14 protein-coding genes are annotated in these 14359 nt (G+C 69.0%); 8 read left to right on the top strand and 6 right to left on the bottom strand.

The window, feature by feature from the left end; all coding sequences use genetic code 11:
• Positions 1-26: 26 nt before the first annotated feature.
• Complete coding sequence (locus tag V1457_RS25600) at positions 27-512, top strand: MarR family transcriptional regulator (RefSeq protein WP_338597396.1); 486 nt, start codon at positions 27-29, stop codon at positions 510-512.
• 173 nt (positions 513-685) lie between these two features.
• Here V1457_RS25600 and V1457_RS25595 read toward each other — a convergent pair whose 3' ends face one another.
• The 3 genes from V1457_RS25595 to V1457_RS25585 all read right to left on the bottom strand — a co-directional run bounded on the left by V1457_RS25595 (position 686) and on the right by V1457_RS25585 (position 3358).
• Entirely contained in the window at positions 686-2179 is a 1494-nt protein-coding gene (locus V1457_RS25595; protein WP_407074725.1) for an acyl-CoA synthetase, read from the bottom strand.
• Between the two features lie 64 nt (positions 2180-2243).
• The gene (locus tag V1457_RS25590; protein ID WP_295141204.1) at positions 2244-3083 is read right to left on the bottom strand and encodes a p-hydroxycinnamoyl CoA hydratase/lyase; all 840 of its coding nucleotides are present in this window, start codon (positions 3081-3083) and stop codon (positions 2244-2246) included.
• An 80-nt stretch (positions 3084-3163) separates the two neighbouring features.
• Positions 3164-3358 (bottom strand): hypothetical protein, encoded by a 195-nt coding sequence (locus V1457_RS25585; protein ID WP_200072327.1) that lies wholly within the window; start codon positions 3356-3358, stop codon positions 3164-3166.
• A 279-nt stretch (positions 3359-3637) separates the two neighbouring features.
• Between V1457_RS25585 and V1457_RS25580 the strand changes: the two genes are divergently transcribed.
• Genes V1457_RS25580 through V1457_RS25560 form a run of 5 tightly spaced genes read left to right on the top strand, consistent with a single transcriptional unit; the run spans position 3638 to position 8653 of the window.
• Positions 3638-4666: a LacI family DNA-binding transcriptional regulator gene (locus V1457_RS25580; protein WP_338597393.1), complete on the top strand. Its 1029-nt coding sequence runs from the start codon at positions 3638-3640 to the stop codon at positions 4664-4666.
• Between the two features lie 55 nt (positions 4667-4721).
• A complete protein-coding gene (locus V1457_RS25575) occupies positions 4722-6419 on the top strand; it encodes a sodium:solute symporter family protein (RefSeq protein ID WP_407074724.1) in 1698 nt (565 codons plus the stop codon).
• 21 nt (positions 6420-6440) lie between these two features.
• Complete coding sequence (locus V1457_RS25570; RefSeq protein ID WP_200072329.1) at positions 6441-6713, top strand: hypothetical protein; 273 nt, start codon at positions 6441-6443, stop codon at positions 6711-6713.
• Positions 6714-6765: 52 nt separating this feature from the next.
• Positions 6766-7776, top strand: a complete 1011-nt coding sequence (locus V1457_RS25565; RefSeq protein WP_338597392.1) for an alcohol dehydrogenase catalytic domain-containing protein — start codon at positions 6766-6768, stop codon at positions 7774-7776.
• 25 nt (positions 7777-7801) lie between these two features.
• Positions 7802-8653 (top strand): SMP-30/gluconolactonase/LRE family protein, encoded by an 852-nt coding sequence (locus V1457_RS25560; RefSeq protein WP_338597391.1) that lies wholly within the window; start codon positions 7802-7804, stop codon positions 8651-8653.
• A gap of 67 nt (positions 8654-8720) precedes the next feature.
• On the opposite strand, the gene V1457_RS25555 is transcribed toward V1457_RS25560, so the two are convergent.
• Complete coding sequence (locus tag V1457_RS25555; protein ID WP_338597389.1) at positions 8721-10055, bottom strand: cation:dicarboxylate symporter family transporter; 1335 nt, start codon at positions 10053-10055, stop codon at positions 8721-8723.
• A 53-nt stretch (positions 10056-10108) separates the two neighbouring features.
• The gene (locus V1457_RS25550; RefSeq protein ID WP_338597387.1) at positions 10109-11278 is read right to left on the bottom strand and encodes an enolase C-terminal domain-like protein; all 1170 of its coding nucleotides are present in this window, start codon (positions 11276-11278) and stop codon (positions 10109-10111) included.
• Between the two features lie 89 nt (positions 11279-11367).
• Between V1457_RS25550 and V1457_RS25545 the strand changes: the two genes are divergently transcribed.
• The gene (locus V1457_RS25545; RefSeq protein ID WP_338597386.1) at positions 11368-12054 is read left to right on the top strand and encodes a GntR family transcriptional regulator; all 687 of its coding nucleotides are present in this window, start codon (positions 11368-11370) and stop codon (positions 12052-12054) included.
• Here the strand turns inward: V1457_RS25545 and V1457_RS25540 are convergent, their stop codons facing one another.
• Positions 12055-12837, bottom strand: a complete 783-nt coding sequence (locus tag V1457_RS25540; RefSeq protein WP_338597384.1) for a DeoR/GlpR family DNA-binding transcription regulator — start codon at positions 12835-12837, stop codon at positions 12055-12057.
• A 193-nt stretch (positions 12838-13030) separates the two neighbouring features.
• Here V1457_RS25540 and V1457_RS25535 point away from each other — a divergent pair, with 193 nt between their 5' ends.
• Positions 13031-14335 carry an MFS transporter gene (locus V1457_RS25535; protein ID WP_338597383.1) on the top strand — a complete coding sequence of 435 codons (1305 nt, stop codon included), beginning with the start codon at positions 13031-13033 and terminating at the stop codon, positions 14333-14335.
• Positions 14336-14359 lie beyond the last annotated feature (24 nt).

Genomic DNA, 14359 nt, shown 5'->3' with positions numbered 1-14359 from the left:
TCGGCGCGGGGTGACATCATGGCGCGGTGAGCAGCCATGCAGAGCAGCCCGGCACCGAGCTCGACTCCGCCGCCTCGCCGACACCGCTGACGCTGTACCTGGTCAAACGCCTGGAGCTGGTGATCCGGGCACTGATGGACGATGTGCTGCGCCCGCTCGGGCTCACCACGTTGCAGTACACGGCGCTGACCGTGCTGGAGTCCAAGGGCGCGTTGTCGTCGGCGCAACTGGCCCGCCGTTCTTTCCTGCGGCCGCAGACGATGCACGAAATGGTGCTGGCGCTGGAGAAGCGCGGGCTGATCGCGCGCAGGCCGGACGAGAACAACCGGCGCGTGCTGCTGGCCACGCTCACCGACGACGGGCGCGAGCTGCTGACTCGCTGCGCGCCCGCCGTGCTGGAGCTGGAGAACGAACTGCTGGCCGGATTGGACAAGCGCCAGCGCGACGAGTTCCGCGAGACGCTGCGGCACGGCGTCGACACGCTCGGCGCGTTGTCCGAGGCCCGCCGCTGAGCCGCGCTCAGCCGCTCGGAAGTTTCGAGTGAACGGCCTGTTGGTCCGACTAGATTGGGCGAACGGTCCGTTCACTCTGGGAGAAACGGCTCGGGCGTGCCGCGGACATTGGCGCCCGACAGGCGCGTGAATCGCCGGATCGGCGCAACGCGACCGGTGAGGGCGCTGCGGGGTCAGTCGCCGAAGCGGTCGCGCACCTCGGACTTGCTGATCTTGCCGGAGCCGGTGCGGGGCAACGCCTCGGCGAACCGCACCGACTTCGGCACCTTGTAGCCGGCCAGCCGCCCGCGCAGGTGCGCCAGCAGCGCCGCGGCGTCGAAGTCCGCGCCCGGTGCGCGAACCACCACGGCGCGCACGGCTTCGCCCCACTTCTCGTCCGGAACACCGATCACCGCGCAGGATTCCACGCCGGGAAAATCGTGGACCTCGTTCTCCACCTCGGCCGGGTAGATGTTCTCCCCGCCGGAAATGATCAGGTCTTTGATGCGGTCGACGATGTAGACGTAACCGTCCTCGTCGACCTCGGCGACATCGCCGGAGCGGAATTCGCCGTCGCGCAACGCGATCGCGGTCTCTTCCGGCCGGTTCCAGTAGCCGCGCATCACGTTCGGCCCGCTGACCACCACTTCACCGCGCTCACCGGGCACCACGTCGCGTCCGGCGGCGTCGACGACGCGGACGCCGGTGAAGAACGACGGCACCCCGGCTGATCCGATCTTGCTGGTGGTGTGCTCGCGGTCCAGGAACAGCGCGCCCGGCGCCGCCTCGGTCATGCCGTAGCCCTGCGAGAAGCTCAAACCCCTTGCGAGGTAACGCTGAATCGTCGCGGTCGGCACCGGCGCACCGCCGCACAGCAGATGCCGCAGACTCGACAGGTCGGTCCCGGCCCATTCCTCGTGCGCCGCAAGGGCGTCGTACATCGCGGGCACGCCGAACATCAGCGTCACGCGGTCCCGCTCGATCGCCTCGAGCACCGCACCGGCGTCGAACGACGGGTGCAGCAGCACTTCGCCGCCTTTGAGCAGCGTCGGAAGGCAGACCATGCCCAGCGCGGCCGCGTGGAACAGCGGCGCGACGATCAGCGTGCGCTCGTCGGCGGTCAGGTCGTTCTCGACCAGCACGTTGTAGCTGTTCCAGGTCAGGTTTCCGTGCGTGAGCACCACACCCTTGGGGCGGCCGGTGCTGCCCGAGGTGTACATGATCAAGCAGGGATCGTCGAGCGTGACCGGCAGGTCCGGCGGCTCGGCCGCGTCCGCGGACGGCGTCGGCGCGTCGACCGGCATCGTGCGCAGCCGCTCGATGCCGAGCTGGGCCGCGGTTTCGGCTCGATCGGCGGTGTGGATCAGCGCCGAACAACCGGAATCCCGCACCACGTGGTCCACTTCGGACGCCGTGAAGCGGGAATTCACCGGCACGAACACCGCACCGAGCCGTCCGCAGGCGAACAACGTCGTAAGGAAGGCCGGATGGTTCGGGCCGAGGAAGGCCACCCGATCGCCGCTGCGCACACCTTTCTCGTGCAACCCGCGCGCGAGGTCGGCCACGCGTGCAGCGAACTCGGCATAGGTCAGGCGGAGATCACCGTAGCGGACGGCGATCCGGTGCGGAGTCATCCGAGCCCGCCGCGCGGGCCAGGAGCCGAGCCCTTGGTTGCGCAACCGCCTCACCTTCCGCCGAGTATCCTGAGTGGACGGTGTCCCCGCGGGTCCGGGCGCGCAGGGCGCCGCCGAGTCACTGCTGCGGGTCGAAAGAACTCAGACCCGGACGGTAGCTCTTGTCGTCCAGGAACTGCGACATGCCTTTGGCGCGGGCGCCTGCGCCGTCGGCGAACTGCGACTGGTCCAGTTTGGCGTAGAGGTAGTCCTCCGCCTGCTCCCACGGCATTTCGGCGCCGACCTTGAACCCGACCTTCGCCGCGTGCAGCACCACCTGGTTCATCCCGGCGAGCTTCAGCGCCAGCTCGCGGGTGCGCTCGCGCAGCCGCCCGGCCGGGACCGCCTCGTTGACCAGGCGCATCCGGGACGCCTCGCGTCCGTCGAAGGTTTCGCCGGTCATGATGTGGTACAGCGCGTCCCGCTGGCTGACGGTGGCGGCCAGCGCGCGGCTGACCACTCCGCCCGGCGGGATTCCCCAGTTCACCTCGGAAAGCCCGAACGTCGCGGCCTCGTCGGCGATCGCGAGGTCGCAGGCCACCAGTGGGGTGAACGCGCCGCCGAAGCACCAGCCGTTGACCATCGCGATGGTCGGTTTCGCCCAGTGCGCCAGGCGTTTCCACTGCCATTCCGCGCTGGCCCTGCGCACCCGCGCCTGCACCGCGACGCTGCCGGTCTCGTCGACCTCGCGGAAGTACTCCTTGAGGTCCATGCCCGCGGAGAACGACTCGCCGGCGCCGGTCAGCACGAGCACCTTGCAGCGCTCGTCGCCTTCCAGGGCGTCGAGCACGCGGATCATCTCGTCGTTGAGCGCCGGGTTCATCGCGTTGCGCTTGTCCGGGCGGTTCAGCGAGACCCAGGCGATCCCCTCGTCGAACTCGACCAGGACCGACTCGCCCCACGGCTGTTGCTCGTCCACCGGTGCCGCCACCTCAATTCGATCAGGGTTCCTGATGGCAGAGTGCCAAGGCGGGGGCGCACGGTCAACCCGGGGGAGGTTCAGATGTAGCGCTCGTCGCTGGCGCGCGGGCGGTTGCGGTAGCGGATCCACCGGCCGAGCACGGCGAGGACCAGGGCGATCGCGAGCAGCACCATCGCCACTATGAACAGGACGCCCATCGGTCCCGAACTCGCGCCGAGCGGTGCGGCCTGGGTGAGCGGCTGCGCGGTCTCGAGCGGAAGGTGCCACGGCATGATGTCGATCATGCACTAGGAGCTGTTCAGGGCTCGGTTCGGGTGGCTGAGTCCTCGGACGCCCGCAAGCAAGCAGAACCCAGCCCTCCGGGGCGGGCCGCTTGCCGGTTCGGATCCGGTGGGCAGCGCGGCGCGGATCCGCTCCGGGTAGTAGTCGCTGCGGCGTTCGCAGGAATTTCCGCGGCGAACGGCGGGATCCAGGTGTGCAAGGCGTCCGGTCCGTTGACGGTCCCGCTGTTATCGCTAACACTGCACTGCTACGCGACGAGGGGAGTCGATGTGGTGCAGCGATCCGGAGGTCCCGCCCGCCGGTCCGGCCACCAGCCGGTGCTGCACGACGTCGCCGAACTCGCCGGCGTCTCGCAGATGACGGTTTCGCGCGTGCTCAACGACACCGGCCCGGTCAAGCCCGATACCCGCAAGCGGGTGCTGGAAAGCGTGCAGCAGCTCGGGTACCGCCCGAACGCGCTCGCGCGGGGACTGGCCACCGGCCGCTCCCGCACGTTGGGGGTGGTGGCCCTGGACTCCGTGTTGCACGGACCGGCCAGCACGCTGCTGGGTGTGGAGAACGCCGCGCGCGAGGCCGGTTACGGGGTTTCGATCTCCAGCGTCAGCGATCCGGAGGACTCCGGCCGGGCCATCGATGTCCTTCGTGGACAGTGCGTGGCGGGGATCGTGGTGATCGCCCCGCACGTGCGGACCGCTCAGGCGCTGGCGGATGTTCCCGGTGATGTTCCGGTGGTCGCGGTCGCCGACACCGACCAGGCGCCGGTCCCGGTGGTCGCGGTGGATCAGCGCAGCGGAGCGCGGCTCGCGACCGAGCACCTCCTCGCGCTGGGACATCGCCCGGTCTGGCACGTCGCGGGCCCGGAAGGATGGCTGGAGACCGAGGCTCGCGAGCAGTCCTGGCGTGACGCGATGCGCGTGCGTGGAGTGCCGGAACCACCGGTACTGCGCGGAGACTGGAGCCCGCGCTCCGGTTACGAAGCGGGGCGGGAACTGGTCGCGCACGGCGGGGTCGACGCGGTGTTCGTCGCCAACGACCAGATGGCTCTGGGAGTTCTGCGCGCGATGGCTGAGGCGGGGCTTTCGGTTCCGCACGACGTGCGGGTGGTCGGGTTCGACGACGTTCCGGAAGCGGCCTACTTCTGCCCGCCGTTGACCACGGTTCGGCAGGATTTCCTCGCACTCGGGCGGAAAACCTTCGAGCAGATGTTGCTGCGGATGGAAGGCGGCCGGCCGGTGCGGCGTTCGATCGTGTCCGCCGAGCTGATCGTGCGCGACAGCACCGGACCCGGGAGGTGTTGAGCGGCACCGGATCCGCCAGGGGACAGACTTCGTCAACGACGCCGAGGGAAAACCGATGCACTTGCCCGACCCACCGTCCGTGGAAGTGTCCACGATGGCCGCCGACAGCCTGCGGCTGTCCATGAACTGGCTCGACAACCTCATCCTGGTCAGCTATTTCGCCGTGGTGCTGGGAATCGCCCTGGCCGCGCGGCGAAGTGTCCGCAACAGCCTGGACTTCTTCCTGTCCGGCCGGTCGCTGCCCGCGTGGGTGACCGGCCTGGCTTTCGTGTCGGCGAACCTCGGGGCGACCGAAATCCTCGGGATGGCCGCGAACGGCGCGCAGTACGGCGCTTACACGATCCACTGGTACCTGATCGGCGCGATCCCGGCGATGGTCTTCCTCGGCCTGGTGATGATGCCGTTCTACTACAACACGAAAGTCCGCAGCGTCCCGGAATTCCTGCTGCGCCGGTTCAGCTCGTCCTCGCACCTGCTGAGCGCGTCGCTGTTCGCCGTGGCGTCGGTGCTGATCGCCGGGGTGAACCTCTACGCGCTGGCGATCGTGCTGCGTGCGCTGCTCGGCTGGCCGCTGACGGTGTCCATTTTCACCGCGGGCCTGTTCGTGCTCGCCTACATCGTCATCGGCGGGCTGTCCTCGGCGATCTACAACGAGGTGCTGCAGTTCTTCGTCATCGTCGCCGCGCTGGTGCCGCTGACCGTGCTGGGCTTGGTGCGCATCGGCGGGGTCGGTGGACTGATCGAACGCGTCCAATCCGGTCCTGGGCCGGAATTCCTGACCGCGTGGGGCGGAACCGGATTCGGACAGGACAACCCGCTGGGCGCGAACTGGCTGACGATCACGATCGGGCTCGGCTTCGCGGTCTCGTTCGGCTACTGGACGACGAACTTCGCCGAGGTGCAGCGGTCGCTGTCGGCGCGCAACCTCTCGGCGGCGCGGCGGACTCCGCTGATCGCGGCGTTCCCGAAGATGTTCATCCCGCTGATCGTCGTGCTGCCCGGCATCATCGCGCTGCTGATCCACCCGCAGATCGGGCAGACCGGCGGGCACGACTACAACGACGCGATCCCGTTGCTGATGCGGGATTTGCTGCCGAACGGTGTGCTCGGACTCGCGGTCACCGGGCTGATGGCCTCGTTCATGGCAGGCATGGCCGCGAACGTTTCGAGCTTCAACACCGTGTTCACCACCGACATCTGGCGGCCGTACCTGAAGCCCGGGATGCCGGACGCGCACTACCTGCGGGTCGGTCGCGTGATCACCGCGGTCGGCGTGCTGGCCGGGATGGGCACTGCGTTCATCGCCGCGTCGTTCAGCAACATCATGAACTACCTGCAAACCCTGTTCTCGTTCTTCAACGTCCCGTTGTTCGCGACGTTCATCTTGGCGCTGTTCTGGAAGCGGATGACCGCCAAAGCGGGGTTCTGGGGCTTGCTCGCCGGAACCGTCGCACCGATCGCATTCTACGTCGCGTACAAGACCGGTTTCGTGGCGATCAGCACCGACCAGGGCGCGAACATGATCTCTTCGATCATCGCCTTCGCCGTGGACGTCGCGGTGAGCGTGCCGGTCGCGCTGGCCACCCGCCCGAAGCCGGCGTCCGAATTGGAGGGGCTGGTCTACACCCGCGAGGCCGCGCGCGACACCGGCGTCGCCGCACCCGGTGACGCCGCCTGGTACCGCCGTCCGGCGCTGCTGGGCTGGGGCGCGATCGTGCTCGCCGCGGCTTGTTACATCCCGTTCTCCTTGTGATCCGAGGGAAAGGCGGAACTCATGCAGGACCAGGACGATCCCGTCGAGGACGTCGCGGAACTGGAGCGGCGCTCCGGCACGGCCTCCCGGTTGTTCGACGTGCGCATGGTGATCGGCGGGCTTTTCGTGTTCTACGGTGCGCTGATCGGCGGCGCCGGGTTGTTCGCCGACGGTGCCGACATCAGCAAGGCGCAAGGCATCAACATCAACCTCTGGACCGGTGCGGCGATGCTGGCGTGCGGGCTGTTGTTCCTGCTGTGGCTGCGGTTGCGCCCCTTGCGGCTCGACGGCTGACCGGCGAGGACGACATGCGGAACACTTCGGACACCGTCCCCGAGGGGGCCTCGTGAGCGGCCGCGCGGTCGTCATCGACCGGCCGGGCGCGCTCCGCGTCGGTCGTGCCGAGCGGGTCGAGCCGGGGGCGGCAGAGGCCCTGATCCAGGTCGCCTACAGCGGAATCTGCGGTTCCGACCGCGAACTGTTCACCGGCGGAAGGCCGGACGGCCTGGTCCGGTACCCGGTGATTCCCGGCCACGAGTGGTCCGGCACCGTGCTGGCGGCCGGGTCCGAAGTGGACCCGAGCTATGTCGATCGGCGGGTGGTGGGCGAGGGGTTCCGCGGCTGCGGCGTGTGCGACGCCTGCCGTCGCGGCGAGAACAACCTCTGCGGCGACGGCTACGACGAGACGGGCTTCACCCGCCCCGGCGGGTGGGCGGACCAGCTGGTGCTGCCCGCGCGGCTGCTGCACCTGCTGCCTGCGGACGCTGACCTGCGCGCGGCGGCGGTGCTGGAACCCTCGGCCTGCGCAGCGGAAGCGTGCCTCCGGCTGGGCGCGGCCACGGGGGAGCGGGTGGCGGTGGTGGGCGGCGGCAGCCTCGGGCTCCTGGCGACGCAGCTGCTGTCGTGCTCGGGACCTGCCGAACTCGTTGTGGTTGAGCCGAAATCGTCTCGCGCCGAACTCGCGGTCGAGTGCGGTGCCACGAGCGTCATCACGCCGCGAGACGCACTGCAACGCGTCGGCCGCTTCGACGCCGTGCTGGAGGCCGCCGATGGCGCAGGAGCAGCGGACCTCGCCACTCGTCTCGCCCGGCGCGGTGGCCGCGTTGCGCTGACCGGTGTTCCATCCGCCGACGACTCGGTATCCTCGGCTCATCTGGTGACCTCGCAGATCACCGTCCACACGGTGTTCGGAGCTCCTTCGCGCGCGTGGACGCACGCGGTGCGCATGTTCTCCTGTGGACGCCTGGATCCGGGGTTGATCGTCAGCCACGAGTTCCCGCTCAACGAGGCCGCGACCGCACTGTCGGCGCTTCGCAACCCGCACTCCGATGTCGTGAAAGTACTGCTGAAACCCTGAAGTCCGCGTCGTAGGGGGCTGCGAGATGACACGCGTCGAGCAGGTGACCGAACCGTGCGCGCAACACGGCGAAGGCCCGGTGTGGCACCCCGCATGGCGCGGTCTGCGGTGGGTGGACATGCTCGCAGGCGACGTGCTCACGCTGCGCCGCGACGGTTCCGTGCAACGCGCGCACGTCGGTTCCGTCGTCGCAGCACTCCGGCCGAGGCGCAGCGGAGGCGCGGTTTTGGCGCTGGAACGGGGTTTCGCGCTGGCCGATGACTCGCTCACCGCGGTCGTGCCCATGGAAGACCTCTGGAGCGACACCGGTGTGCGGATGAACGACGGCGGCTGCGACCCGCAGGGCCGCTTCTACTGCGGCTCCATGGCCTACGACGAAGCCACCGGCCGCGGCCGACTGTACAGATTGGACACGTCCCGGAACGTGACGGTCGTGCTCTCCGGCGTCACCATCTCCAACGGACTCGCCTGGAGCCCGGACGGCAGAACCGCGTACTACGTGGACACTCCCACCCAACGCATCGACGCGATCGAGCACACCGCAGGGGATTTCTCCCGCCGCCGGACCTTGACCCACATCGACCCCGCGCTCGGCGCCCCGGACGGCCTCACGGTCGACGCAGGCGGCGACGTGTGGGTCGCCCTCTGGGGCGGCGGCGCCGTGCACCGCTACTCACCCCGCGGCGAACTCCTCGACGTCCTCAACATCCCCGTACCCCGCGTCACTTCCTGCACCTTCGGCGGCCCGTCCTGCACGGACCTCTACGTCACCACGTCCAGGCAGGCGACGGACCTCACCGCGCACCCGGAATCCGGCGCCCTTTTCGTCGCCCGCGGTGCCGGGCGGGGTCTGCCTGCACTGACCTTCGACGGTTGACCGGCCACCACCGCACCACGATGCGCGAAGGGGTGCAGTGGTGCCCGGCACCTCGGCCGCGTCCGGCTCATCCCGCCGGAGCGGTTTCCTCGGTCGCGTCCGCGGCGGCCGCGCCGTCCTCGCCGGCGAGCACGCGGTTCGCCCGCTGGCGGTCGAAGTCCTTCTCCCACTTGCCGATCACGATCGCGGCCACCGCGTTGCCCAGCACGTTGATGAACACCCGGCCCTCGTTCAGGATTCGGTCCACTCCGACGATCAACGCGAGTGCGCCGAGCGGCACGTGCCCGACCGCGGTGATCGTGCTGGCCAGCACGATGAACGCGCCACCGGCGATGCCCGCCGTGCCCTTGCTGGTCAGCATCATCACGCCGACCATCACCAGCTGCTGCTGCCAGCTCAGGTCGATGCCGACGGCCTGGGCGAGGAACAGCGAAGCCATCGTCAGGTAGATCGCCGAGCCGTCCAGGTTGAACGAGAAGCCGGACGGGATCACGATGCCCACCACCGGCCGCCCGATGCCGAGCACTTCCAGCTTGCGCACCAGCTGCGGCAGCACCGCCTCGCTGGAGCAGGTGCTCAGCGCGACCAGCAGCTCCTCCCGCAGGAATCGCATGAGGCCGAACAGGCTCAGCCCGCACACCCGCATGATCGCGCCGAGCACGATCAGCACGTAGCCCGCGCAGGTCGCGGTGAACACCAGGATCAGCAACCCGAGCTGCTGGAGGCTCTGCGCACCGTAGGTGCCGACCACCGCGGCCAGCGCTCCGAACGTGCCGATCGGCGCCAGCCGCATCACCCAGCCGACGATCCGGAACACGACCCCGGACAGCGCGGTGATGCCGTTGGTCAGCGGTTCGGCGGAGGCGCCGCCCAGGTTCAGCGCCGCGCCGAACACGATCGAAACCAGCAGTGCTCCGAGGATGTTGCTGCCGGTGATCGCGCCGAACAAGCTGTCCGGGATCATCTCAGCGATGAATGCGGTGAAGCCCGGCGGCTGCTCGGCCGCTTCGGCGGGCACCGAGCCCGCGTCCAGCGCGGACGGGTCCACGCCCATCCCCGCGCCGGGCTGGAAGACGTTGCCGACCACCAGACCGATCAGCATCGACACCAGCGACAGCACCAGGAAGTAGCCGATCGACTTCACTCCGATCCGGCCCGCCTTGCGCAGGCTGTCCATCGCGGCGATGCCGGTGGTGACCACGCAGAACACGACCGGCACCACGATCATCTTCACCAGTGCGATGAACCAGTCGTTCAGCGGCTTGAGCGCGTTGCCGACCTCGGGCAGCAGCAGCCCGACCGCGATGCCGAGCACCGCGCCGAGCACCACCTGGAACCACAGCTGGCGCAAGAGCCTGGTGAACCGCGACTTCGGTCCGCCGCGCTCGTTGGCTGAGGGCATCACAGGTTCTCCTGTTCACGTCGTTGTGCGTCGGGTGGAGTTCGGTGATCGCCTCAGTCGTGCAGCTTGCGCAGCACCTCGTAGAACGCGGCCTTGCGCTCCAAGCCGATGCCCGGGGTCTCGGTGAGCCCCACGTGCCCGTCGCGCACCACCGCGTCGTCGGCGAAACCGCCGGTCGGCTGGAACTCGCCGGGGTAGGACTCGTTCCCGCCGAGCTTGAGCGCGGCGGCGATGTGCAGCGAGAACTGGTGCCCGCCGTGCGGGATGCAGCGCCGCGAGGACCACCCGTGCTCGCGCAGCATCCGTTGCACACGCAGGTATTCGACGAGCCCGTAGCTCAGCGCGGGATCGACCTGGATGTAGTCCCGGTCGGGGCGCATCCCGCCGTAGCGCACCAGGTTCCGGGCGTCCTGCATCGAGAACAGGTTCTCGCCGGTGGCGATGGGGCCGCGGTAGTGCTCGGCGAGAGTGGCGTTGAGCCGGTAGTCCAGCGGGTCGCCGGCCTCCTCGTACCAGAACAGGCCGTAGGGTTCGAGCGCGCGGCCGTACTCCAGCGCCGTGTGCAGGTCGAACTTCCCGTTCACGTCGACGGCGAGCCGGGAACCGTCGCCGCCGAGGACGTCCAGCACCGCCTCGACGCGGCGAATGTCCTCGGCGAGGCTCGCGCCGCCGATCTTCATCTTCACCACGCGGTAGCCCTGGTCCAGGAAGCCGCGCATCTCGTCCTGCAGCTCGCGCAGCCCCTTGCCGGGCGCGTAGTAGCCGCCCGCGGCGTAGACGAACACCGACTCGTCGGGCGCCGAGCCGTCGCCGTAGCGGTCCGACAGCCAGCGGTACAGCGGCTGACCTGCGATCTTCGATGCGAGGTCGAACAGCGCCATGTCGAGTACGCCGACCGCGATCGAGCGTTCCCCGTGCCCGCCCGGTTTCTCGTTGCGCATCAGCACGTCCCACGCCCGCGACGGGTCGAGCTGACCGTCCGCGGCCAGCAGCGATGCCGGGTCGGCGGCGAGCAGCCGCGGAACCATCCGGCGTCGCAGGATCTCCCCGGCGCTGTAGCGGCCGTTGGAGTTGAAGCCGTAGCCCACGACGGGTTCCCCGTCGCGCACGACGTCGCTGACGACGGCCACGACCGAGGAGTCCATGGTGCTGAAGTCGATGAACGCGTTGCTCATCGCGGAGCTGATCGGGATGACGTCCTCGTGCACGGCGGTGATCTTCATGGGTTCCTTTCATAACTTATAAGATGTAGCGGGATGTTAGGCTCGGCGCGGACCACGGCACAAGACCCCGGCGCAGAGGCGAATCAGCGGTGACGGCACCGAACGTTTTCTCCAGCAAGAGCGATGTCGCCTATGCCGAACTCCGCTCCAAGGTGCTGACCGGCGAACTTTCCCCGGGCACGCGCCTGGCCCAGTACGACCTCGCCGCCGCGCTGGGCATGAGCATCACGCCGCTGCGCGAGGCGATCCGGCGGCTCTCCAGCGAAGGCCTCGTCTCGCTGGACGCGCACCGCGACGTCCGGGTGGCGCCGATGAACGCCACCGAGGCGCGCCAGCTGCTCGAGGTGCGCCTGTCGCTGGATCCCAGCGCCGTCGAACTCGCCGCCACCCGCCGCACCGACGACGACCTGGCAGCGATGCGCGACTCCGTCGCCCGGCTGCTGCCGGTGACCCGGCAGTGGGGCGAGGAAGCGCTCACCGCGCACCGGGAATTCCACCGCGCGCTGTACCGGGCTTCGCGCAACGACGTGCTGATCCGGATGCTCGACGACGTCTGGGACAAGTCCGACCGCTACCGGCGGATGGGGCTGGACCTCCCGCCCGGGCACGAGCCGCGTACCCGCGACCTCGACGAACACCACCAGCTGCTCGAACTGGTCCGCAGCGGAGACGGACCCGGCGCCGCCGCGCTGATGCGCGAGCACATCACGCAAAGCCTCACCGCGTCCGCCATCGATGCGCTCGAGGAGCACGCGGGCGGGGACGCAGGGTCGTGATCAGCCGGTCGCGACGGCCCGCACTTCGATCCCGCGCTTCTCCGCTGCTCGCAGCTGATCGCGCGGCGCGTTGTCATCCGTGATCAGCGTTCCATATCCGCTCAGATCCCCATGCGCGTACGTCGCCGTGCGGCCGAACTTGCCGCCGTCGACGGCCAGGACCGAGCGGCCGGCGGCGGCCACGAAGCCTTCCTTGTTCTCCGCGTACTCCCGCACCGGGTGGGACAACCCGCCATTGTGGACACACGTGGCGGTCAGGAAAGCGACGTCCACGCGGAAGCGGTCGAGCTGGCGCAGCACCTCGGGGCCCGCGCAGGACTCGAACTCGGGGTAGAAGCGGTCGCCGAGCAGCGTGACGGTCGCGGACTCGGACAGCAGGTAGCTCACCCGCAGCGAGTTCGTGACGACCTGCAGCTGCTCCACTTCGGACAGTGCCCGGACGAACGGGAAAAGCGTGCTGCCGCAGTCGATGAGCACGGTGTCGCCGGGTGCGACGAGGTCGAGCAGCGGCTCGGCGATGGCCGCCTTGAACTCCGCGTTGACGTGTTCGCGCAGGCGCAGCGAACTCTCCCGCTGCACGGTGCTGAACGCCGCCGCCACACCGCGCCGCTTCTGCAGCAGGTTGCGGGACTGGAGGTCGTCGAGGTCGCGGTGCGCCGTCATCACGCTGACTCCGAGGCGGTGCGCGAGCTCGTCGATGCGGACCTCGCCGACGCCGGTGACCAGGCGCAACGCCTCCTGTCGACGCTGCTCGACCTCGGCGGCCGACTTCCGGACCGGCATCGCGACCTCCCGACTGTGGAAACCACCAGAGTATCCCACAATTTGTGTGAAGATCTTGCTCAGATCTCGGGTCTTGTTGCAGGTTGTCCGTCACGAACCGGCCGCCGCCGGCGCGGGAACTCGCCGTCGCCGCGGTGACCAGCGGAAACCTGCTACGACCCGGGCACCGCTGCCCGTCAGGAGGTCCACGAACGTGGTGTCAACCGGCCACGAGCCGCCCGCGAACTTCTTCGACCGGATAGGCATCCCGCGCACCCTGCTGTGGGGCTACGTCGGGATGTTGCTGTTCATGATCGGTGACGGGGTGGAGACCAGCTACCTCTCCACCTACTTCAAAACCGAGTTCGGCTTCACCGAAGCCAGCGTGGGCGTCATTTTCACCACCTACGGCATCGCCGCCGCCGTGGGCGCGTTCCTGTCCGGCGGGCTCTCCGACCGGTGGGGGCCGCGCAAGGTCATGATGGCCGGCACCGCGATCTGGGCCGTCTGCCACGCGGTGCTGCTGGCGGTGGCCGTGCCGACCGGGAGCTACGTGCTGATCCTGATCACCTACGGGATCCGCGGCCTCGGCTACCCGCTGTTCGCCTACGGCTTCCTGGTGTGGGTCATGGCGGGAGCGCCGAAGCAGCAGATCAGCAAGGCGCTCGGCTGGTACTGGTTCTCGTTCACCATGGGATACCCGGTGCTGGGTTCCGGCGCGGTCTCGGTGCTGAAGCCGACCATCGGCTACTACCCGACGCTGTGGGTGTCGCTGCTGCTGATCCTGGTCGGCTCGGCGATCGTGTTCACGATGCTCAAGGAGCGTTCCGGCTACGAAGGACTCAGCCAAGGCGCCGAACGCGCGAGCGTCGTGCAGACCCTCGTCGGATGCGTCACGATCATGTTCGAGAAGCCGAAGGTCGGCATGGGCGCGCTGATGCGCCTGATCAACACCACTTCGCAGTTCGGCGTGTGGGTGTTCGTGCCGCTGTACCTGATCCAGGAAGTCGAGTTCGGCTCCGAGGAGTGGTCCACGCTCCTGATGATCATGATGGGCTCGAACCTGGTCGGCGTGGTCGTGCTCGGCGCGGTCGGCGACCGGTGGAGCGGGAGCCAGACCATCGTCTGGTTCGGCGGTGTGCTCGCCGCGGTCGCCTGCCTCGGGCTGTACTACGTGCCGGCCACGTTCGGGCACAACTACGCGCTGGTCGCGGTCGCGTGCGCGATCTTCGGGATCGGCATGGCCGGGTACGTCCCGCTGCCGCCGCTGATGACCATGCACGCGCCGAACCGCACCGGCCAGGTCATGTCCACCTACACGCTCGGCGCGGGCGCCAGCCAGGCACTCGGGCCGGCGATCGGGACGGCGTTCATCGGAATCCTCGGCATCCAAGGCGTGCTGTGGATCTACGCGGTGCTGCACCTGATCAGCGCCGGACTGGCGCTGGTCATCCGCACTTCCAGTGCCACTGAAGAGGAACTCGCCGCGGCGCCCAAGGACGCGGTCCCGGCGCACTGACGCCCGCGGGGGCCTGCCGCGCGC

Origin of the sequence: Saccharopolyspora sp. SCSIO 74807 (assembly GCF_037023755.1) — a bacterium.
GTDB classification, from domain to species: domain Bacteria; phylum Actinomycetota; class Actinomycetes; order Mycobacteriales; family Pseudonocardiaceae; genus Saccharopolyspora_C; species Saccharopolyspora_C galaxeae.
This window is presented reverse-complemented; position numbering and strand designations above follow the sequence as displayed.